Here is an 18,880-nt window from a genome sequence, read left to right as displayed (position 1 = left end):
CTGCAGAAGCCATGGCCCGGGCAGAAAAAAAGCCGCACGCGCGAGGCGTGCGGCTTTCGGTTTCGCGACGGGGCCGCGGTCAGAAGATGTCGAACGACTCTTCCGACGGCGCCTGGTCTTCGCTGCCGTAGTCGGTGTAGGTCTGCATCCGCTCCAGGTCCTCGGCCTTGACCCACTCGACGATGCCGCCGGCGCCGTCGGGAATCAGCGCGCCGCTGGCGCCGACGGAGACCTTGACCATGCCCTCCGGCGGTTCGTTGTCGCGGATCGGCTGGTCCTTGAGCGCCACGCGCATGTAGTCGATCCAGATCGGCAGCGCGGCCTTGCCGCCGTACTCGCGATAGCCCAGCGACTTGTAGTTGTCGCGGCCGACCCAGACGGTGGTGACGTAGGGGCCGCCGAAGCCGGAGAACCAGGCGTCGCGGTGGTCGTTGGTCGAGCCGGTCTTGCCGCCGACGTCGTCGCGGCCGAGCACCTTGGCCGCGGTGCCGGTGCCGCGCTTGACCACGTCGCGCAGCATCGAGACGATCTGGTAGGCGATGCGGTCGTCGATCGCGCGCGGCGCGACCTTGATCTGCGCGATCTCTTCCGGCGTGAGCTTCTTCGCCGGCTCCTCGGGCTTGGCCTTGTCCTTCTTGTCCTTCTTCGGATCGGGCTTCCTGGCGTCGGCGACCGCGCCCGGCGCCGGGCCCAGGTCGAAGCCGTCGACGACGTTGTTGGCCGGCAGCGCCGCGCTGGCGGTGCCGCCGCGGCCGACGCACTGCGGGCAGGCGGTGGCGGGCTTTTCCTTGAACACCACCGCGCCGGCGCGGTCCTTGACCTCGTCGATGAACCACGGATCGATGCGGAAACCGCCGTTGGCGAAGGTGGCGTAGCCGCGCGCGACCGACAGCGGGGTCAGCGAGGCGGTGCCCAGCGACATCGACAGGTTCGGCGGCAGTTGCTCGATGTCGAAGCCGAAGTGGCTGATGTACTTGCGCGCGAAGTCGACGCCGATGGCGTCGAGCAGGCGCACCGAGACCAGGTTGCGCGACTGCACCATCGCCTCGCGCACGCGCATCGGGCCGGCGAAGTTGCCGCCGTCGTTCTGCGGGCGCCACAGGTGGCCGCGGCGGTCCTTGAACACCACCGGGGCGTCGAGCACGATCGACGCCGGGTTGTAGCCGCGCTCGAACGAGGCCGCGTACACGAACGGCTTGAAGCTCGAACCCGGCTGGCGCCGCGCCTGGGTGGCGCGGTTGAACTTGGCGCCGGCGAAGCTGTAGCCGCCGGACAGCGCGCGCAACGCGCCGTTGCCCGGTTCCAGCGAGACCAGAGCGGCCTGCGCCTGCGGCAACTGGTCGAGGCGGTAGCTGATGGTCGGCGGCGCAGTCGGCGGCGCGGCGGTTTCGCCGGGCTTGGCCGCGGGCGCCGGCGCGGCGGTCTCGATCCGCGCCACCCGCACCAGGTCGCCGCGCTTGAGCAGGCTGCCCGGGCTGCGGCCGAGGAAGCCTTGTTTCTCGCTCAGCGCGAGTTCGGTGCCGTCGCCGAGCACCACGCTGGCCTGGCCGCCGGCCGTCGACAGCACCACCGCCGGCAACAGGTTGGCCTGGGCCGGAATGCCGCGCAGGCGCACCTTGGCGGCGGTGGCGTCCTCGCTCGGGGCCAGTTCGAAGTGCTGCTCCACGCCGTGCCAGCCGTGGCGGCGGTCGTACACCGACAGGCCGTCGCGGATCGCCTTGTCGGCCGCGGTCTGCAGCTCCGGGTCGATGGTGGTGGTGACGTGGTAGCCCTTGGTCAGCGCTTCGGCGCCGTAACGGGCGACCATTTCCTGGCGCACCATTTCGGCCACGTACGGCGCGTACACCTCGACCGGACGTTCGTGCGGGCTGGCGTGCATCGCCACCGCCTTGGCCGCGTCGGCTTCGGCGCGGGTGACGAAGTTCTGCTCGGCCATGCGGTCGAGGATGTAATCGCGGCGGATCTTGGCGCGGTCGGGATTGCTCAGCGGATTGCCGCTGGACGGGAACTTCGGGATGCCGGCGAGCGAGGCCATCTCGTCCAGGCTCAGCTCGTTCATCTTCTTGCCGTAGTAGAACTCGGCGGCGGCGCCGACGCCGTAGGCGCGGTTGCCGAAGAAACTCTTGTTCAAGTACAGCTCGAAGATCTCGTCCTTGCTCAGCTCGCGCTCCATGCGCATCGCCAGCAGCATTTCGCCGAGCTTGCGCTTGTAGCTGTATTCCGAGCTCAGGAAGTACTGGCGCGCGACCTGCTGGGTGATGGTCGAGCCGCCGGGCACGCGCTTGTCGTCGGTGGTAGCCAGCAGCCACACCGCGCGCGCGATGCCTTTGTAGTCGATGCCGTGGTGGGTGTAGAAGCGCGAGTCCTCGATCGCGATGAACGCGTTCTTGAGCCGGTCGGGCACGTCCTCGATCGCCACCGGGTAGCGCCGGGTCTCGCCGAACATCGCCATCAGGCGGCCGTCGCGGGCGTAGACGTACATCGGCTCCTGCAGCTCGATCGTGCGCAGGGTCTCAACGTCCGGCAGCTTGGGCACGATCAGGTAGTACAGCGTGCCGAGCGCGATCGCGCCCAGCAGGGCCGCGCCGATGAACGCGTACAGCGCCCAGCGCAGCCAACGGCGAAGTCGGGACATCTATTGGGCTTCCGGGTGTCTTGGGGTCGTGGCGGGGAAGTATAGATGAGCGCGGAACGCGACCCGGGTCGCGCTTCGCCCGCGGCCGGGGTGACGCGGCGCGGCACCCCGGGGTGGGGCAGGCCGGTCCCGTCCGCGGGCGGCGGCGAGCGGGGCGGACTGGCGGGCGGGTCGCTGCCGGATCGGCGCCGGGCCGCCGCCGGGCCGCCGCCGGCCGCGCTGGCGCTCACGCAGTCTCACGCGCGGCTGGCACGGCTTGCGCGAGCTGTGAGCGCGCGCGCACTGTGCGGTGGTGGTTCGCGGGCGAATTGCAGGCGCCGGCACGGATCGCGGTGCCGACCCGGCGGCAGGATCGGGCCAACCGAGCGCGCAAGCCCGGCGCGGACGCAGCGCATCCGGCCCCGGCCGCGCGAACCGCGCCCTGAATCGCGGTTTCGGGGGCTGCAGCGGTATGTGTCGCCCAGGTGGACTGACCGTGGCGGTCACGTGACGCCAAAGGTCAAAAAAGCACGACTGGGTTGGCAATCGTGAAAGAAGTGGTTGCCAGCCTGTGAAAAGTCCGTTATCTAAGCCGGGGCCACACGAAGTGCGCGTAAGCGCTTGTGGCATGGGGAGATAACTGTGGGACTCATCACAAAAAGCCAGCCGGCTCTCGTCGGCGTGGACATCAGTTCGACCGCGGTAAAGTTGCTGCAACTTTCGCGTGCGGGCAATCGCTACCGCGTTGAGCATTACGCGGTCGAGCCGTTGCCGCCGAACGCGGTGGTGGAAAAGAACATCGTCGAGGTCGAAGCGGTGGGCGAGGCGATCAAACGCGCCGTGGCCCGCTCGGGGACCCGCGCCAAGCACGCCGCCGCGGCGGTCGCCGGTTCCTCGGTGATCACCCGCGTCATCGGCATGCCGGCCGACCTGGACGAGGACGATCTGGAGTCGCAGGTCGAGCTGGAAGCGGCGAACTACGTGCCGTATCCGATCGATGAGGTCAACCACGATTTCGAAGTGCTCGGCCCGATGCCGGGCAGCCCGGACATGATCCAGGTGCTGCTCGCCGCGTCGCGTTCGGAGAACGTGGAAGTGCGCGCCTCGGCGCTGGAGCTCGGCGGCCTGACCCCGCGGGTCATGGACGTGGAAGCCTTCGCGATCGAGAACGCGTTCGCGCTGCTCGCCGACACCCTCAGCGGGCCGCGCGACGGTCTGGTCGCCCTGGTCGACTCGGGCGCGACCATGACCACGCTCAACGTCCTGCGCAACGGCCGCAGCCTCTATCACCGCGAGCAGGTGTTCGGCGGTAAGCAGCTGACCGACGAGGTCATGCGCCGCTACGGCCTGAGCTACGAGGAAGCCGGCTTGGCCAAGCGCCAGGGCGGGCTGCCGGAGAGCTACCAGGCCGAGGTGCTGGAGCCGTTCAAGGAAGCCATGGTCCAGCAGGTCAGCCGCCTGCTGCAGTTCTTCTACGCCGGCAGCGAGTTCAACCGCGTCGACCAGATCGTCCTGGCCGGCGGCGGCGCCTCGATCCCGCGCATCGCCGAGATGGTCGAAGAGCAGCTCGGCATCCCGACCACGGTGGCCAATCCGCTCGCGCACATGACCCTGGGGCCGCGCGTGCAAGCGCACGCGCTGGCGCAGGACGCTCCCGCGCTGATGATCGCCTGCGGCCTGGCCCTGAGGAGCTTCGACTGATGGCACGCATCAACCTGCTCCCGTGGCGCGCCGAGCGCCGCAAGGCACGGCAGAAGGAATTCGGCGCGATGCTGGGCCTGTCGGCCCTGGCCGCGGCGGCGCTGTCGTTCCTGATCGTCTTCTACTACAGCAACGAAATCAGCGGCCAGGAGAAGCGCAACAGCTTCCTCGACGGCCAGATCGCCGAGGTCGACAAGAAGATCGCGGAGATCGAGGAGCTCGACAAGAAGAAGGCCAAGCTGCTCGCGCGCAAGGAAGTGATCGAGAAGCTGCAGTCCAACCGCTCGCAGATGGTGCACCTGTTCGATTCGCTGGTGCGCACCATTCCCGACGGCGCGGTGCTGACCGCGATCAAGCAGGACGCCGAGACCCTGACCCTGGAAGGCCGCGCGCAGTCCAACGCCCGCGTCAGTACCTACATGCGCAACCTCGAGGTCTCCGGCTGGATGAGCAAGCCGGACCTGACCATCATCGAGGCCAAGGACGGCGGCGGTAAGGGCCTGCCGTACGAGTTCAAGCTGACGGTCAAGCTGGCCAATCCGAACGCGCCCAAGGACGAGGACGGCGACGGCATTCCCGACGCGCCGGCCGCTCCGGCCGAAGCCGCCGCGGCCAATGCGCCGGTCGCGGCCGCCGGTCCCGCTCCCGCGGGCGCCGCGCCCGCCGCCGCCGCTCCGGCCGCCGCCCGCAGCGGGGCCGCGGGCCCCGCCGCGGCCAAGCCCGGCCAGGCGCCCGCCGCGCCGGCGCAGCCGCCGGCCGCCAAGCCCGCCGCCGCGCCGGCCAAGCCCGCCGCGCCGGCCGCCGCCCCCACCAAGACTGGAGCCGCGTCGTGAGCAAGAAGGCTTCGATGAAGAACTTGGACTTCAACAACATCGGCAGCTGGCCGCGGCAGGCGCAGATCGTGTTCTGCGCCGTGGTCGGGCTGGTGATCGTCGGCCTGGCCTGGTACCTGTTCGTCAGCGACAAGCGCACCCAGCTGGAAAGCCTGGAGGGCAAGGAAACCGAGCTGCGCCAGACCTTCGAGACCAAGCAGGGCCGCGCCGCCAACCTCGAGCCGCTCAAGCAGCAACTCACCCAGATGGAGCAGCAGTTGCAGCAGATGCTGCGCCAGCTGCCGAGCAAGACCGAGATGCCCGACCTGATCGTCGACATCTCGCAGACCGCGCTCGCCACCGGCATCTCCAACGAACTGTTCCAGCCCGGCGCTGAGGTTCCCAAGGAGTTCTACGCCGAGAAGCCGATCGCGCTGCGCATGGTCGGCACCTATCACCAGTTCGGCGCCTTCGTCAGCGGCGTGGCCTCGCTGCCGCGCGTGGTCATCATGACCATGCACGACATCTCGCTGAAGCCCAAGGGCAACAACAGCAAGGACGCGATGGGCGGGATCACCCCGAACAGCCCGCTGGAGCTGGCCGGCACGGTCAAGACCTATCGCTACCTGGACGAGGAAGAGATGGCCGCACAGAGCCCGCCCGCCGACGGGTCGGACGGCGCCAAGAAGGAGGGCAACTGACATGCGAGCGAGTTCCGTGTCCAAGCCTTCCCGCCTGTTCGCCGCCTGCGCCGTGGTCCTGGCGCTGTCGGCCACCGGCTGCTTCCGCAGCATCACCAGCACGCCCGGCGAAGCGCCCAACCTCGAGAAGTGGGTCGCCGAGGTCAAGGCGCGCCCGGCGCCGCCGCTGGATCCGCTGCCGGTGATGCAGCAGTTCGAAACCTTCGAATACGCCGCGCAGGACCTGCGCGACCCGTTCAGCACCGCCTTCACCGACGAAGACAGCGGCTCCGGCGTGCGTCCGGACAAGGTGCGCCGCAAGCAGCCGCTCGAAGCGTTCCCGCTCGACGGCCTGGACATGGTCGGTACCCTGGGTACGGGCAAGAACATCGTGGCGCTGGTGATGGCGCCCGACAAAGTGACTTATCGTGTTCGACCCGGTGCGTACATGGGGCAGAACGACGGTCGCGTGACCGGCGTGTCTGAGGAGCGCATCGACTTGGTGGAACTGGTGCCGGATGGCGCTGGCGGCTGGTTGGAACGACCGGCTTCCGTGGCGCTGGAAGATCAATAAGGGGATTGCATGATGATCGTATTCAACGCCAACCGCATGCCGTCGGACCGACGCCCCATGGCATCCGGCGCCCGCATGGCCGCGCCCCGTCTGGCCGGGCTCGCGCTCGGCCTGCTCGCCGGCATCAGCGCGGTCAACGCCGCCGAACCGGTCGCCGCCGCGGGCAAGCCCGCGCTCGCGCCGGCCCCGGCGGTCGCGCCGACGCCGAGCAACGACCCCGCCAAGCAGCTGCCGGGCACCATCTCGGTCGCCAACATCGACTTCAAGCGCGGCGACGGCGGCTCCGGCAAGCTGATCGTGCGCTTCAGCGGCGAAGGCGCGCTGCCCGACATGCGCAGCCAGGGCTCGCAGGTCACCATCGACGTCGGCAACGCGCAGTTGCCGGCGGCGCTGCAGCGCCCGCTCAACGTCGCCGACTTCGCCACGCCGGTGCAGCGCATCGATGCGCGCAGCGCCGGCACCGGTTCGCAACTGGTGCTCAACACCGCCGGCGCGGTCGACACCATGGCCTACCAGACCGGCCGCGACTACATCGTCGAGGTGGTGCCGCGCACCGCCCAGGCCGGCAATCGCGCGGTCGGCGCGGTCGGCGCCAGGCCCGCCGCGACCGCAGCGCCGACGTCCGGCACGATCGGCGGCAGCGCTCCGGTCGCCGCGCGCAGCTACTCCGGCCGCCCGGTGACCTTCAACTTCCAGGACGTGCCGGTGCGCACCGTGCTGCAGTTGGTCGCCGAGGAGTCGAACCTCAACATCGTCGCCGCCGACACGGTCCAGGGCAACGTCACCCTGCGCTTGGTCAACGTGCCGTGGGACCAGGCGCTGGACATCGTCCTGCAGGCCAAGGGCCTGGACAAGCGCCGCAGCGGCAACGTGGTGTGGGTCGCGCCGCAGGCCGAGGTCGCCAAGTACGAGCAGGACCGCGAGGACGCGCGCATCGCGCTCGACAACCGCGTCGATCTGGTCACCGAGTACGTGCAGATCAACTATCACAACGCCGCGCAGATCTATAAGGCGCTGACCGAGGCCAAGGGCATCGGCGGCGGCTCCGGCGGCGCGGCCAACAGCAACTCCAGCAACGAGAACGGCTTCCTGTCTCCGCGCGGGCGACTGGTGGCGGACGAGCGCACCAACACCCTGATGATCAGCGACATTCCGAAGAAAGTCGCGCAGATGAAGGACCTGATCAAGGTCATCGACCGCCCGGTCGACCAGGTCCTGATCGAGGCCCGCATCGTCATCGCCAGCGAAAGCTTCGCCCGCGACCTGGGTGCGCGCTTCGGCGTGTCGGGCCAGAAGGGCGATGTGATCACCAGCGGCACGCTGGACAGCATCAACAACTATCGCAACATCGCTGCCAAGAACGACTTGATCCGGCAGCAGGCGAGGCAGTTGACCGACGACGCCGACACGTTCCGCGTGTCCGATCCGGCCAAGTACGCCACGTTGAACGATCAGGCCCGTTCGCTGCTGCAGACCCTGACCAACCCGGCGTTCCTGTTCCCGGCCAGCCTCAACACCAACCTGGCCCGGCTCAACCCGGCCGGCGCGATCGCCTTCACCATCCTGGGCAAGTACGTCGACCTGGACATGGAGTTCAGCGCGATGCAGACCGAGGGCCGCGGCGAAGTGGTGTCCAACCCGCGCGTGGTGACCAGCAACCAGCGCGAGGCGGTGATCCGCCAGGGCGAGGAGGTCGGCTACGTGACGATCTCGCCGCAGCAGGGCGGCAACAGCATTCCGATCCCGAACGTGCAGTTCAAGGACGTGCTGATGGAGATGAAGGTCAATCCGACCATCACCAACGACGGCCGCGTGTTCCTGAACCTGGACGTCAAGAAGGACGAGATCAGCCGCTACGTCAACACTTCGATCGGCGAAGTGCCGCAGATCAACAAGCGCAACATCAACACCGCGGTGCTGGTGGAAGACGGCCAGACCGTCGTGATCGGCGGCGTGTACGAGTTCCGCGACCGCAGCGACCTGAGCAAGGTGCCGTTCCTCGCCGACATCCCGTTCCTGGGCAACCTGTTCAAGAAGAAGACCCGCAGCAAGGACAAGGCCGAGCTGCTGATCTTCGTGACCCCCAAGGTGATGAAGGTCGCGCAGCGCTGAACGCGCCGCGGCGCAAGCGAGGAGGGCCTTCGGGCCCTCTTCGCGTTTGTGCGGGCCGGCGGCGCTGAGGCGTGCCGGCGGGCGAGCGGCTCGTGCCGTCGCCGCCGGGTTTGCCGTTCCCGGCGAAAACCCGGCGCAAGCGCGCCCCGCGCGGCCGGGCCGGGGTCCGATCGCGTCCGCGGGTTGAACCTGCGCGGCGAACTTCGGTCAGAATCGCCGTACCGATGCCGTATTGCCCGTTAAAGTAATGCCTTCGTTTGCCCGCTTCGCCGCCATGGATACCGGATGGACAGCGCTACCGATCACGCCCAAACCCCTGTTGCCGCCACTTCTCCCGCCGATGTCGCCCGCCTGCACGACGCGTTCAGGCAATTGCGCGACGCGCTTGCCGTCGAGATCGTCGGCCAGTCCGAACTGATCGAGCGCCTGCTGATCGCCCTGCTCGCCGACGGCCACCTGTTGGTCGAAGGCGCGCCCGGCCTGGCCAAGACCAGCGCGGTGCGCGCGCTGGCCGCGCGCCTGGAAGCCGATTTCGCCCGCGTCCAGTTCACCCCGGACCTGCTGCCGGCCGACCTCACCGGCACCGAGGTGTGGCGTCCGCAGGAAGGCCGGTTCGAGTTCCAGGCCGGGCCGATCTTCCATCCGATCCTGCTCGCCGACGAAATCAACCGCGCCCCGGCCAAGGTGCAGTCGGCGTTGCTGGAAGCGATGGGCGAGCGCCAGGTCACCGTCGGCCGCGCCACCTACGCGCTGCCGCCGCTGTTCCTGGTGATGGCGACCCAGAACCCGATCGAGCAGGAGGGCACCTTCCCGCTGCCCGAGGCCCAGCTCGACCGTTTCCTCATGCACGTGCGCATCGGCTATCCCGAGGCCGCGGCCGAGGCCGAGATCCTGCGGCTGGCGCGCGAGCGCGCCCGCCAGACCCTCAAGCCCGCGCCGGTCGCGGTGCAGCGCATGCCGCTGGCGGACGTGTTCGCCGCGCGCTCGGCGGTGCTGGACCTGCACGTCGCGCCGGCGGTGGAGCGTTACCTGGTCGAGTTGGTGCTGGCCTCGCGCGACGCCGCCCGCTACGACGCCACCCTGGCCCGGCGCATCGCCTGGGGTGCGAGCCCGCGCGGCTCGATCGCGCTGGAGCGCTGCGCGCGCGCCCACGCCTGGCTGGCCGGACGCGACTTCGTCACTCCCGACGACGTGCGCGCGATCGCCCCGGACGTGCTGCGCCACCGCATCCTGCCGAGCTACGAGGCCACCGCCGAAGGCTGGGACGGCGATCGCCTGCTCGGCGAATTGCTCAAGAAGGTGCCGTTGCCTTGAGGCCATGGGGCGGGATCGTGTTTGCGGATCGAGCTTTGAAATCGCAGTGTCGGGATCGGAATTTCGCGATCGCAGCTTCGCGATCCGCGGCAGCGGCGATCGCGGCGGACGCGCTTGCGCGGACGAGCGTGTCGCGTTCACCCACGGATCGGAGTGAGAGGACTCGATGAGCGACGGCGTCGTTCCCAGCCTGGCCGAGTTGGTGGCGCTGCGCGCCGCCGTCGCCGGCCGCCGCAGCGCGCGCCAGGGACGCCACGGCGTCAGCGGGCAGGCGTTGTCGCCGCTGCGCGGGCGCGGCATGGAGTACGCCGAGTCGCGCGAATACTCCAACGGCGACGACGCCCGCCACATCGACTGGCGGCTGACCGCGCGCACCGGCCGCGCCCACACCAAATTGTTCCAGGCCGAGCGCGAGCGCCTGAGCCTGATCGTCGCCGACACCTCGCCGGCGCTGTACTTCGGCACCCGGGTGCGCTTCAAGTCGGTGCAGGCCGCGCGCGCCGGCGCGGTCGCGGCCTGGGCCGCGGCGCGCGACGGCGACCGCATCGCCGCGCTGCGCGGCAGCCTGCGCGAGCCGCCGGTGAATCCCGGCAGCGGTCCGCGCGGCGCGCTGCGCGTGCTCGACGCGATGGTGCGCTGGTATGCGCAGCCGCCGGCCGAGGACGCCGGGCTGGAGGTCGCGCTCGACCACGCCGCGCGCCTGCTGCGCCCGGGGTCGCGCATGGTGGTGCTGGCCGAGCCCGGCAGCGTCGCCGCGCTGCCGCAGCGGCGCTGGGCGGTGCTGGCCCAGCACCACGAAGTGATCGTGCTGCTGCTGACCGATCCGATCGAAGCCGCGCCGCCGCAGGCCGCGCTGCCGTTCAGTCACGACGGCCAGCGCATCGAGCTCGACCTCGGCGCGCCGGCCCAGCGCCAACGCTGGCACGCCAGCTTCGTCGCGCCGGTGCAGGCCGCGCTGGAAAAACTGCCGGCGCGCGGCGTGCGCGTGCAGGCGCTGTCGACCGACGCGGCCAGCGAGTCCTGGCTGCCGCTGCTGGGCCGCACCCGGCCGTTGGTGGCCTGATGGCTTCGCCGCAACAACTGCCGCTGCGCGACGTGCATCTGCCGGGCGCGCCCTCGCTGTGGCCGCTGGCGCCGGGCTGGTGGCTGCTGCTGGCGGCGCTGGCCGCGCTGGCGCTGTCGCTGTGGTGGTGGCAGCGCCGCCGCAGCCGCCGCCGGCGCGAGGCCGAGCGCGTGTTCGACGAAGCCCTGGCCGCGGCGACCACGCCGGTCGCGCAGGTCGCGGCGATCTCCGAACTGCTGCGCCGCGCCGGCCGCCGCCGCGACCGCGCCGCCGACACCCTCGACGGCCAGGCCTGGCTGGAATTCCTCGATCGCGGCAGCAAGCGCCGCGATTTCGCCGAAGGTCCCGGCCGGCTGCTGCTGGAAGGCGGCTACCGGCGCCAGGTCGATCCGGCCCAGGCGGCCGCGCTGCGCGAACTGGCGCGGCGGCGGTTCCTGCAATGGATGGGCGTGCGCGCATGATCCGCGTCTTTGCGAGCGCGCCGCGATGACCGGGCTGGGCGCGTTGATCGCCGAGTGGCGCGAATTGTTCGCCTGGCCCTGGTGGCTGGCGGCGTTGCCGTTGCCGCTGCTGGCGCGCTGGCTGCTGCCGCCGGCGCGCGACGCTTCGGCGGCGCTGAAAGTGCCGTTCGGCGCGCGCCTGGACGCGGTCGCCGCGGCCGGCGGGCGCGGCCTGCGCGGCGGCGGCGCCGGCTGGCTGCTGTGGCTGGCCTGGGCGCTGCTGTGCCTGGCCGCGGCGCGGCCGCAACAGCTCGGCGATCCGATCCGCCCGCCCCAGGTCGGCCGCGGCATGATGCTGGCGCTGGACCTGTCGGGCAGCATGAGCGAACAGGACATGACCCTGGGCCGGCGCAACGTCGACCGCCTGACCGCGGCCAAGGCGGTGCTGGCCGACTTCCTCGACCGCCGCGTCGGCGACCGCGTCGGCCTGGTGGTGTTCGGCAACCGCGCCTACGTGCTGGCGCCGCTGACCCTGGACCGCGACACCGTGCGCGACCAGCTCGGCAACAGCCTGGTCGGCCTGGCCGGGCAGGAGACCGCGATCGGCGAGGCCATCGGCCTGGCGGTGCGGCGCCTGCGCCAGCTGCCCGAACGCGAGCGCGTGCTGATCCTGCTGACCGACGGCGTCAACACGCCCGGCACCCCCGATCCGATGCGCGCCGCCCAGATCGCACGCGACGAAGGCGTGCGCGTGCACACCATCGCGTTCGGCGGCGACGGCGTGCTGACCCTGTTCGGCGTGCGCCTGCCGACCAGCGGCGGCGCCGAGGTCGACGAAGCGGCGCTGCGCCGCATCGCCGACCTCACCGGCGGCCGCTTCTTCCGCGCCCGCGACACCGCCGAGCTGGCCGGCATCTACGCCGAGATCGACCGGCTCGAACCGGTGCAGCGCGAAGGCAAGGCGGTGCGCCCGCGGCTTGAGCGCTATCCCTGGCCGCTCGGTGCCGCGCTGGCGCTGGGCCTGCTGGCGTTCGCGTGGCCGCGACGGAGGCCGGCATGAATCCTTCGGCGTGGTTCGAACACCTGGCGCCGCTGACCTTCCTGCGCCCGCAGTGGCTGTGGGCGCTGTTGGCGCTGCCGCTGCTCGGCGCGTGGTGGTGGCGCAGCCGCCGCCAGCGCAACGTCTGGCAGGGCGCGGTCGATGCGCATTTGTTGCCGCATCTGCTCGACGCGGCGCCGGGCCGGCGTTCGCAACTGGCGGCCGGCGCGGCTGCGCTGGGCTATGCGCTGGCGGTCTTGGCGCTGGCCGGGCCCAGTTGGTCGCAGGGCGAGCAGCCGCTGTGGCAGGGCAGCACGCCGATGGTGGTGGCGCTGGACCTGTCCAGCCGCAGCCTCGCCGGCGACCTGCCGCCCAGCCGCCTGGCCCAGGCCCGGGCCAAGCTCGCCGCGTTGCTGCGCGCGCGCGCCGGCGGCGGCCAGATCGCGCTGGTGGTCTACGCCGACGACGCCTTCACCGTGGCGCCGCTGACCGACGACCCGGACAACATCTCGGTGTTCCTGGATTCGCTGGCGCCGGACATCATGCCCGGCGACGGCCAGCGCAGCGACCGCGCCATCGCCTGGTCGGCGCGGCTGCTGCGCCAGGGCGGCTTCAAGCGCGGCCGCATCGTGCTGATCACCGACCGCGGCGACAGCGCCGCCGACCGCGCCGCGGCCAAGGCCGCCGGCGACGGCTACAGCGTGTCGGTGCTGGGCCTGGGCAGCGCCAGCGGCGCCGCGTTCCAGCGCCCCGACGGCCGCATCGTCAAAGTCAGGCTCGACACCCCGTCGCTGCAGGATCTGGTGCGCGCCGGCAACGGCCGCTACGCCGCGCTCAGCGCCGACGACAGCGACCTGCGCGCGCTGCAGATCGGCAACGCCGGCAGCGGCGACGCGCGCGTCGGCGCCGGCGCCGGCGAGAAGCGGCTGGCGCGCGAGGACGACGGTTACTGGCTGTTGCCGCCGTTGCTGCTGCTGGCGCTGTTCGCGTTCCGCCGCCGCGCCGGCGCCGGCGCGCTGGCGTTGCTGCTGTGCCTGGGCCTGCCGCTGGCGACCGCGCCGGCGCGCGCGCAGTCGCTGTGGCAGCGCGCCGACCAGAGCGCGCACGAGCGCATCGTCGAAGGCAACCAGGCCTATCGGTCCGGGCGCTTCGAGCAGGCCGGCGAGCTCTACCAGCGCGGCCAGGGCGCCGATGCGCAGTACAACCTCGGCAACGCACTGGCGCGCCAGGGCCGCTATCCGGAGGCCATCGCCGCCTACGACCGCGCGCTCAAGCAGCAGCCGGGCATGGCCGACGCGCTCGCCAACAAGCGCGCGGTGGAGGCGGCGATGAAGCGGCCGCCGCCGCAGAACCAGAACGGCAAGGGACAGCAGCAGAAACCGTCTTCGGGTTCCAAGCAGGACGATCCCAAGCCGCAGCCGTCGGATTCGCAGCAAAAGCCCGACGGCAAGCCGCAATCGCCGCCGCCGAAGCCCGACCCGGACGGCAAGCCGCAAGACCGGCCCAAGCCCGCCGACGATCCCGAGCAGCAGCGCCGCGCCGACCAGGAGCAGCGCGAGCGCATGCAGCGCGAGCTCGAGCGCCAGCGCGCGCAACAGCCGCCGCCGGGCGCGCGCGAGCCGGCGCGCACGCCGGCCCAGCGCGAGCGCCAGCAGGCCAACGACGCCTGGCTCAAGCGCGTTCCCGACGACCCGGGCAGCCTGCTGCGGGAACGGTTCAAGATCGAGTACGCGCGCCGGCAGATGTCGGCGCTGGAGGGAGACTGAGGCGATGTCGCGTTACCTGCTCAAATTCGCCCTGTGCCTGCTGCTCGCCGGCTTCAGCGCCGGCGCCGCGGCGCAGGTGCGCGCCTGGCTCGACCGCAGCAGCATCCGCGCCGGCGAGACGGCGACCTTGAACGTCGAGGTCGTCGGCCGGGTCGGCGGCGCGCCGGACTATGCGCCGTTGTCGGCGAACTTCGAACTGGTCGGCACCAGCGTCGACACCCGGATCGAACCGGGCGCGCAGGGCATGGTCGCGCGCAGCCGCTACAGCGCGGTGCTGCGGCCGCTGCGCAGCGGCCGCATGAGCGTGCCGCCGCTGCAAGTCGCCGGCCAGCGCACCGCGCCGGTGGACCTGTACGTCGAACCGACCCCGGCCGCGGTGCCGGAGGAAGCGGTCGGCGCCAGCGACGTGTTCATCGACGCCGCGCCGGACGACAGCAGCCCCTACGTGCAGCAGGCGGTGGGCTGGGTGGTGCGGCTGTACGCGTCCACGCCGGTGCTCGGCGGCAAGATCGACCAGCCGGTGCCCGACGGCGCCTCGCTGACCAAGGTCGGCGACGACCTGCAGTACGAGCGCACCGCCAACGGCCAGCGCTACACCGTGGTCGAGCGCCGCTTCCTGCTGGTGCCCGAGCGCAGCGGCCCGCTGACCATGCCGGCGGCGGTGTTCGAAGGCCGGGTCGGCACGACCCTGATCGAGCAGCTGACCGGCAGCGGCGGCGACGCCCGCCGCGCGGTCAGCCGCGCGCGCACCCTGCAGGTGCGGCCGGTGCCGGCCGACGCGCCGCAGCCATGGCTGCCGCTGCGCAGCCTGACCCTGAGTTACCGCTCCACGCCGCAGCAACTGCGCGTCGGCAATTCCGCCAGCCTGACCATCGAGGCCAGCGTCGACGGCGCCGGCCTGGCGCAGATGCCGGAGCTGCAACTGCCGCCGATCGACGGCGTGCAGGTGTTCGCCGATCCGGTCCAGGCCGACGAGACCTTCGTCGGCGGGCGGCCGCGGGTGAAGCTGACCCGCAAGTTCTCGCTGGTGCCCTCGCGCGAAGGCGAGGTGCGTCTGGACGGCCTGCGTCTGGACTGGTGGGACGTGAACGCGCGCGCCGCGCGCACCGCCACCCTGCCGCCGCTGAGCTGGACGGTGGGCCAGGGCATCGGCGGCACCCAGGCCGCGCCGACCAATCCGGCCGTGGCCGCCGCGCGCGGCGCGGGCGGCAAGGCCGAGGCCGGCGCGGACCCGGCGCCGGCCGCGATCGACGCCGCCGTGGCGAGCGGCAGCGGCGGCGCGGTGCACAAGGGCTGGGCGATCGCCGCGGTGCTGTTCGCGCTGCTGTGGCTGGGCACCCTGGTGTGGGCGCTGCAGCTGCGCGCGCAGCCGCGCCTGATGGCCGCGGCCGCGCCCAAGGCGGCCGGCGCCGCTACCGGCGCGGCGCCGCCGGCATCGCTGGCGCTGAACCTGCCGGCCTTGCGCGAACTGATCGACCGCGGCGACTTCGAACATATCGCCAGCGTCCTGCGCGGCTTGGCCAAGCCGCCGGCGGCCGACGACGACGAACTGGTCGAACGCCTGGCCGACCCGGCCCAGCGCGACGCCGTGCAGGCCTTGCGCCGCGCGCGCTGGGGCGGCGGCGACGGCGTCGACGCGCGCAACCGCCTGCGCGCCGCGTTCGCGCAAGGGCCGCACTGGCGGCAAGGCGCCGCGCAGCGGCCTTCGCCGCTGCCGCCGCTGTATCCGCCGGGCAAATAACAGTAGGAGGGACTTCAGTCCCGATGCTTTTGTCGCAGATCGCGGCGACCTGAGCCGAAGGCATCGGGGCTGAAGCCCCTCCCACAAATGCAGCCCGAAGCCGGCGCTTTGCGTTGTCGTAGGAGGGACTTCAGTCCCGACGCTTTCGTTGCAGATCGCGGCGACCTGAGCGGAAGGCGTCGGGGCTGAAGCCCCTCCCACAAATGCAGCCCGCAAATGCAGCCCGAAGCCGGCGCTTTGCGCTGTTGTGGGAGGGACTTCAGTCCCGACGCTTTCGTTGCAGATCGCGGCGACTTGAGCCGAAGGCGTCGGGGCTGAAGCCCCTCCCACAAATGCAGCCCGAAGCCGGCGCTTTGCGCTGTTGTGGGAGGGACTTCAGTCCCGACGCTTTCGTTGCAGATCGCGGCGACCCGAGCGGAAGGCGTCGGGGCTGAAGCCCCTCCCACGCGAGCGGCCCATCGCCGCCACCCCGCGCCGTTCCGCGCGAAACGGCGCGCGGCGCGCATGCTGCGGCGCTTCCAAACCCCACCGTCCGGGCGTTTGCGGACCCCTGGTGTATCCTGCCGATTGTTTTGGCCGGGTGGTAACGAGCGTATCCATGAGCGAAACCCAGAACGCGCGCAAGCAGCTGCCGCTGCACTGGAAGATGGCGATCGGCTTCCTCGCCGGCCTCGGCCTGGGCCTGATCGTCTACGCCGCGGGCGTCGGGGGCATCAGTTGGGCGCAGCTCACCGGTCAGGCCTGCGAGGCCGGCGCCACCGGCTGGCGCTGCGAGTCGCTGCTCAAGCTGTTCACCGAAGTGATCACCGGCCCGGCCGGCGAGATCTTCCTGCGCCTGATCTTCATGCTGGTGATCCCGCTGCTGTTCTCGGCCCTGGTCATGGGCGTGAGCGAGATGGGCGACATCCGCGCGTTCGGCCGGGTCGGCTGGCGCACGCTCGGCCTGACCATCGTGATGTCGGGCCTGGCGGTGGTGCTGGGCCTGGTCATGGTCAACGTGTTCCAACCCGGCGCGGGCATGGACCCGACCCAGGCGCAGCAGTTGATGAGCGAGAACGCCGAGCGCGCGCAGAGCATCGTCAAGGGCAGCGCCGACGCGCCCAAGGGCATCCAGATGCTGGTGTCGATCGTGCCCAGCAACGTGGTCCAGGCCGCGGCCGACGACGCGATCCTGGCGGTGATGTTCTTCGCCCTGATGATCGGCGTGGGCATGGTGCTGACCAAGTCCAAGGCGGTGGACACGCTGCGCGACGGCATCCAGGGCCTGTTCGAAATCTCCATGACCCTGATCGGGCTGGTCATCAAGCTGGCGCCGTACGCGGTGTTCTGCTTCATGTTCAACTTGTCCTCGCAGTTCGGCTGGGACTTGTTGTTCAAGCTGGCCAAGTACGTCGCGGTGGTGGTGGCGGCGCTGGCGATCCACCTGTTCGTGGTCTATTCGCTGGCGATCAAGTTCGTCGGCGGCCGCTCGCCGCTGGCCTTCTTCAAGGGCGCGCAGGAAGCGATGGTGCTGGCGTTCTCCACCGCCTCCAGCAACGCGACCCTGCCGACCGCGCTGCGCGTGGCCGACGAGCTCAAGCTGCCGCGGCGCATCTCGCGCTTCGTGCTGACCGTGGGCGCGACCGCGAACCAGAACGGCACCGCGCTGTTCGAGGGCGTGACGGTGATCTTCCTGGCCCAGTTCTTCGGCGTCGACCTGACCCTGGGCCAGCAGGTCATGGTGATGCTGGTGTGCATCCTCGGCGGCATCGGCACGGCCGGCGTTCCGTCGGGGTCGCTGCCGGTGGTGGCGATGATCTGCGCGATGGTCAAGGTGCCGCCGGAGGGCATCGGCCTGATCCTCGGCGTCAATCATTTCCTCGACATGTGCCGGACCACGCTCAACGTCACCGGCGACATCGCCATCGCGTCGATGGTGTCGCGCGGGGTGGAGGATCCGCCGGCGGAGACGTTGGCGGATTGATCCGCGATCTGCGAAAAGCCCGCCGTCCGGCGGGCTTTTTCTTTGCGCGGCGCTTTGTGTGGGAGCGACGCGAGTCGCGACCGCGAAAATGCGGCTATTGCGTGGGTTTCGTCTTAGTCGCGTAACCGTGGTCGTGGCTTGCGACGTGGCTGCAGTCGGATACGAACCGCAACGGCCGTCATTCCGGCGAACGCCGGAATTCAACCGAAGCGGCGAAGTCCTGCCGTTACATCCCGAAGCAACAATCTGCTCCAGATCGTCATTCCGGCGAACGCTGGAATGCAACCGAAGCGATGAGGTTTTGCCGTTACATTCCGAAGCAACACATCGCTCCAGGCCGTCATTCCGGCGCACGCCGGAATCCAACCGAAGCGATGAAGTCCCGCCGTTACGTCCCGAAGCAACAGATCGCTCCAGGTCGTCATTCCGGCGAACGCCGGAATCCACTTTGACTTTGCTGTTGCTCCTGCTTTTTGCGCTGCAGCGAGTGACGAAAAGCCGCCATCAAGGGCTTCCGTCCGCAAGCGGCCGGGTCACTTTCTTTGTCCAAAGCCACAAAGAAAGTAACCAAAGAAAAGGCATTCTTTTTTCGGATCAAGAGCCACTAGGGCTCGCAGCGGCGCGGGGCCGCGCCATAAGGGGCATCCTGCCCCATGGCGCGCGTGCGCATCCATGCGCACGCCCTCCGGGGCTGCGGGACGACTGCATCGCGCTTGGGGGCGAGCACAAGCAACGGCAACGGCAACATCAGCGGCAAGATCAAAATGGATTCCGGCGTTCGCCGGAATGACGGGGTTTGGATGCGGAACCTCGGTTGCTACGGCAGGGCTGCGATGTTTGGGTGGGACTCGGTTTCCGCCGGAACGACGGCTGGGAGGATTCGCGGCTTTGGGCCGAGACGGCAGCGCCAGTCGGCTTCGATGGGGCGCGGCCCACGCGCTCCCGCTGCGGCGTGCCGAATCTGCCGGTTCGGGGCGGGGGGAGGCGCGTCGACGGCTCCAGCGGCCGCTGAACGGGTTCGGGGCGACACGGCCGCCCCGGGATGGGACAATGGCGGCTCT

At 70.6% G+C, this 18,880-nt stretch carries 13 protein-coding genes and 3 pseudogenes; 12 read left to right on the top strand and 4 right to left on the bottom strand.

The window, feature by feature from the left end; genetic code table 11:
* Window positions 1-79: 79 nt before the first annotated feature.
* Window positions 80-2,635 carry a penicillin-binding protein 1A gene (locus tag RDV84_RS01920; RefSeq protein WP_309152289.1) on the bottom strand — a complete coding sequence of 852 codons (2,556 nt, stop codon included), beginning with the start codon at window positions 2,633-2,635 and terminating at the stop codon, window positions 80-82.
* Between the two features lie 621 nt (window positions 2,636-3,256).
* Here RDV84_RS01920 and RDV84_RS01915 point away from each other — a divergent pair.
* The 11 genes from RDV84_RS01915 to RDV84_RS01865 all read left to right on the top strand — a co-directional run bounded on the left by RDV84_RS01915 (window position 3,257) and on the right by RDV84_RS01865 (window position 15,856).
* Window positions 3,257-4,315, top strand: a complete 1,059-nt coding sequence (locus RDV84_RS01915) for a pilus assembly protein PilM (protein WP_057946404.1) — start codon at window positions 3,257-3,259, stop codon at window positions 4,313-4,315.
* Window positions 4,315-5,148, top strand: coding sequence for a PilN domain-containing protein (locus tag RDV84_RS01910; protein ID WP_309152288.1), 834 nt, complete (start codon window positions 4,315-4,317; stop codon window positions 5,146-5,148). Before RDV84_RS01915 ends, RDV84_RS01910 begins: the two co-directional genes overlap by 1 nt.
* The gene (locus RDV84_RS01905) at window positions 5,145-5,828 is read left to right on the top strand and encodes a type IV pilus inner membrane component PilO (protein ID WP_057946406.1); all 684 of its coding nucleotides are present in this window, start codon (window positions 5,145-5,147) and stop codon (window positions 5,826-5,828) included. Before RDV84_RS01910 ends, RDV84_RS01905 begins: the two co-directional genes overlap by 4 nt.
* Before the next feature lies 1 nt (window position 5,829).
* Window positions 5,830-6,381: a pilus assembly protein PilP gene (locus RDV84_RS01900; RefSeq protein ID WP_057946407.1), complete on the top strand. Its 552-nt coding sequence runs from the start codon at window positions 5,830-5,832 to the stop codon at window positions 6,379-6,381.
* 12 nt (window positions 6,382-6,393) lie between these two features.
* On the top strand, window positions 6,394-8,493 hold the full coding sequence (locus tag RDV84_RS01895) for a type IV pilus secretin PilQ (protein ID WP_425606455.1): 2,100 nt from the start codon (window positions 6,394-6,396) through the stop codon (window positions 8,491-8,493).
* Between the two features lie 285 nt (window positions 8,494-8,778).
* Window positions 8,779-9,807, top strand: a complete 1,029-nt coding sequence (locus RDV84_RS01890) for an AAA family ATPase (RefSeq protein ID WP_057946408.1) — start codon at window positions 8,779-8,781, stop codon at window positions 9,805-9,807.
* Window positions 9,808-9,973: 166 nt separating this feature from the next.
* Window positions 9,974-10,870, top strand: coding sequence for a DUF58 domain-containing protein (locus RDV84_RS01885; protein WP_078997214.1), 897 nt, complete (start codon window positions 9,974-9,976; stop codon window positions 10,868-10,870).
* Window positions 10,870-11,331 (top strand): DUF4381 domain-containing protein, encoded by a 462-nt coding sequence (locus RDV84_RS01880; protein ID WP_309152286.1) that lies wholly within the window; start codon window positions 10,870-10,872, stop codon window positions 11,329-11,331. The genes RDV84_RS01885 and RDV84_RS01880 overlap by 1 nt, the downstream gene beginning before the upstream one ends.
* Window positions 11,332-11,356: 25 nt before the next feature.
* Window positions 11,357-12,370 carry a vWA domain-containing protein gene (locus RDV84_RS01875; protein ID WP_309152285.1) on the top strand — a complete coding sequence of 338 codons (1,014 nt, stop codon included), beginning with the start codon at window positions 11,357-11,359 and terminating at the stop codon, window positions 12,368-12,370.
* Window positions 12,367-14,115, top strand: coding sequence for a vWA domain-containing protein (locus RDV84_RS01870; RefSeq protein WP_309152284.1), 1,749 nt, complete (start codon window positions 12,367-12,369; stop codon window positions 14,113-14,115). The genes RDV84_RS01875 and RDV84_RS01870 overlap by 4 nt, the downstream gene beginning before the upstream one ends.
* Before the next feature lie 4 nt (window positions 14,116-14,119).
* Window positions 14,120-15,856: a BatD family protein gene (locus tag RDV84_RS01865; RefSeq protein WP_309152283.1), complete on the top strand. Its 1,737-nt coding sequence runs from the start codon at window positions 14,120-14,122 to the stop codon at window positions 15,854-15,856.
* 13 nt (window positions 15,857-15,869) lie between these two features.
* Here RDV84_RS01865 and RDV84_RS25705 read toward each other — a convergent pair.
* The 3 pseudogenes from RDV84_RS25705 to RDV84_RS25695 form a co-directional block, all read right to left on the bottom strand.
* Window positions 15,870-15,941 (bottom strand): annotated as a pseudogene (locus RDV84_RS25705) (DUF6053 domain-containing protein); the annotation flags it as partial.
* A 35-nt stretch (window positions 15,942-15,976) separates the two neighbouring features.
* Window positions 15,977-16,186: pseudogene (locus RDV84_RS25700) on the bottom strand (DUF6053 domain-containing protein); the annotation flags it as partial.
* A 35-nt stretch (window positions 16,187-16,221) separates the two neighbouring features.
* Window positions 16,222-16,362, bottom strand: a pseudogene (locus tag RDV84_RS25695) (DUF6053 domain-containing protein); the annotation flags it as partial.
* A gap of 92 nt (window positions 16,363-16,454) precedes the next feature.
* On the opposite strand from RDV84_RS25695, the gene RDV84_RS01860 reads away from it, so the two are divergent.
* Window positions 16,455-17,819, top strand: coding sequence for a dicarboxylate/amino acid:cation symporter (locus RDV84_RS01860; RefSeq protein ID WP_250444950.1), 1,365 nt, complete (start codon window positions 16,455-16,457; stop codon window positions 17,817-17,819).
* Window positions 17,820-18,880 lie beyond the last annotated feature (1,061 nt).

The organism is Lysobacter yananisis, from assembly GCF_031199375.1.
Lineage (GTDB): Bacteria > Pseudomonadota > Gammaproteobacteria > Xanthomonadales > Xanthomonadaceae > Lysobacter > Lysobacter yananisis.
This window is presented reverse-complemented; position numbering and strand designations above follow the sequence as displayed.

Bases quoted from the DNA above. Each gene is read 5' to 3' on its own strand.
- RDV84_RS01875 (WP_309152285.1), top strand. From the start codon at position 11,357: ATGACCGGGCTGGGCGCGTTGATCGCCGAGTGGCGCGAATTGTTCGCC.
- RDV84_RS01920 (WP_309152289.1), bottom strand. From the start codon at position 2,635: ATGTCCCGACTTCGCCGTTGGCTGCGCTGGGCGCTGTACGCGTTCATC.
- RDV84_RS01910 (WP_309152288.1), top strand. From the start codon at position 4,315: ATGGCACGCATCAACCTGCTCCCGTGGCGCGCCGAGCGCCGCAAGGCA.
- RDV84_RS01865 (WP_309152283.1), top strand. From the start codon at position 14,120: ATGTCGCGTTACCTGCTCAAATTCGCCCTGTGCCTGCTGCTCGCCGGC.
- RDV84_RS01890 (WP_057946408.1), top strand. From the start codon at position 8,779: ATGGACAGCGCTACCGATCACGCCCAAACCCCTGTTGCCGCCACTTCT.
- RDV84_RS01880 (WP_309152286.1), top strand. From the start codon at position 10,870: ATGGCTTCGCCGCAACAACTGCCGCTGCGCGACGTGCATCTGCCGGGC.
- RDV84_RS01885 (WP_078997214.1), top strand. From the start codon at position 9,974: ATGAGCGACGGCGTCGTTCCCAGCCTGGCCGAGTTGGTGGCGCTGCGC.
- RDV84_RS01860 (WP_250444950.1), top strand. From the start codon at position 16,455: ATGAGCGAAACCCAGAACGCGCGCAAGCAGCTGCCGCTGCACTGGAAG.
- RDV84_RS01870 (WP_309152284.1), top strand. From the start codon at position 12,367: ATGAATCCTTCGGCGTGGTTCGAACACCTGGCGCCGCTGACCTTCCTG.
- RDV84_RS01900 (WP_057946407.1), top strand. From the start codon at position 5,830: ATGCGAGCGAGTTCCGTGTCCAAGCCTTCCCGCCTGTTCGCCGCCTGC.
- RDV84_RS01895 (WP_425606455.1), top strand. From the start codon at position 6,394: ATGATCGTATTCAACGCCAACCGCATGCCGTCGGACCGACGCCCCATG.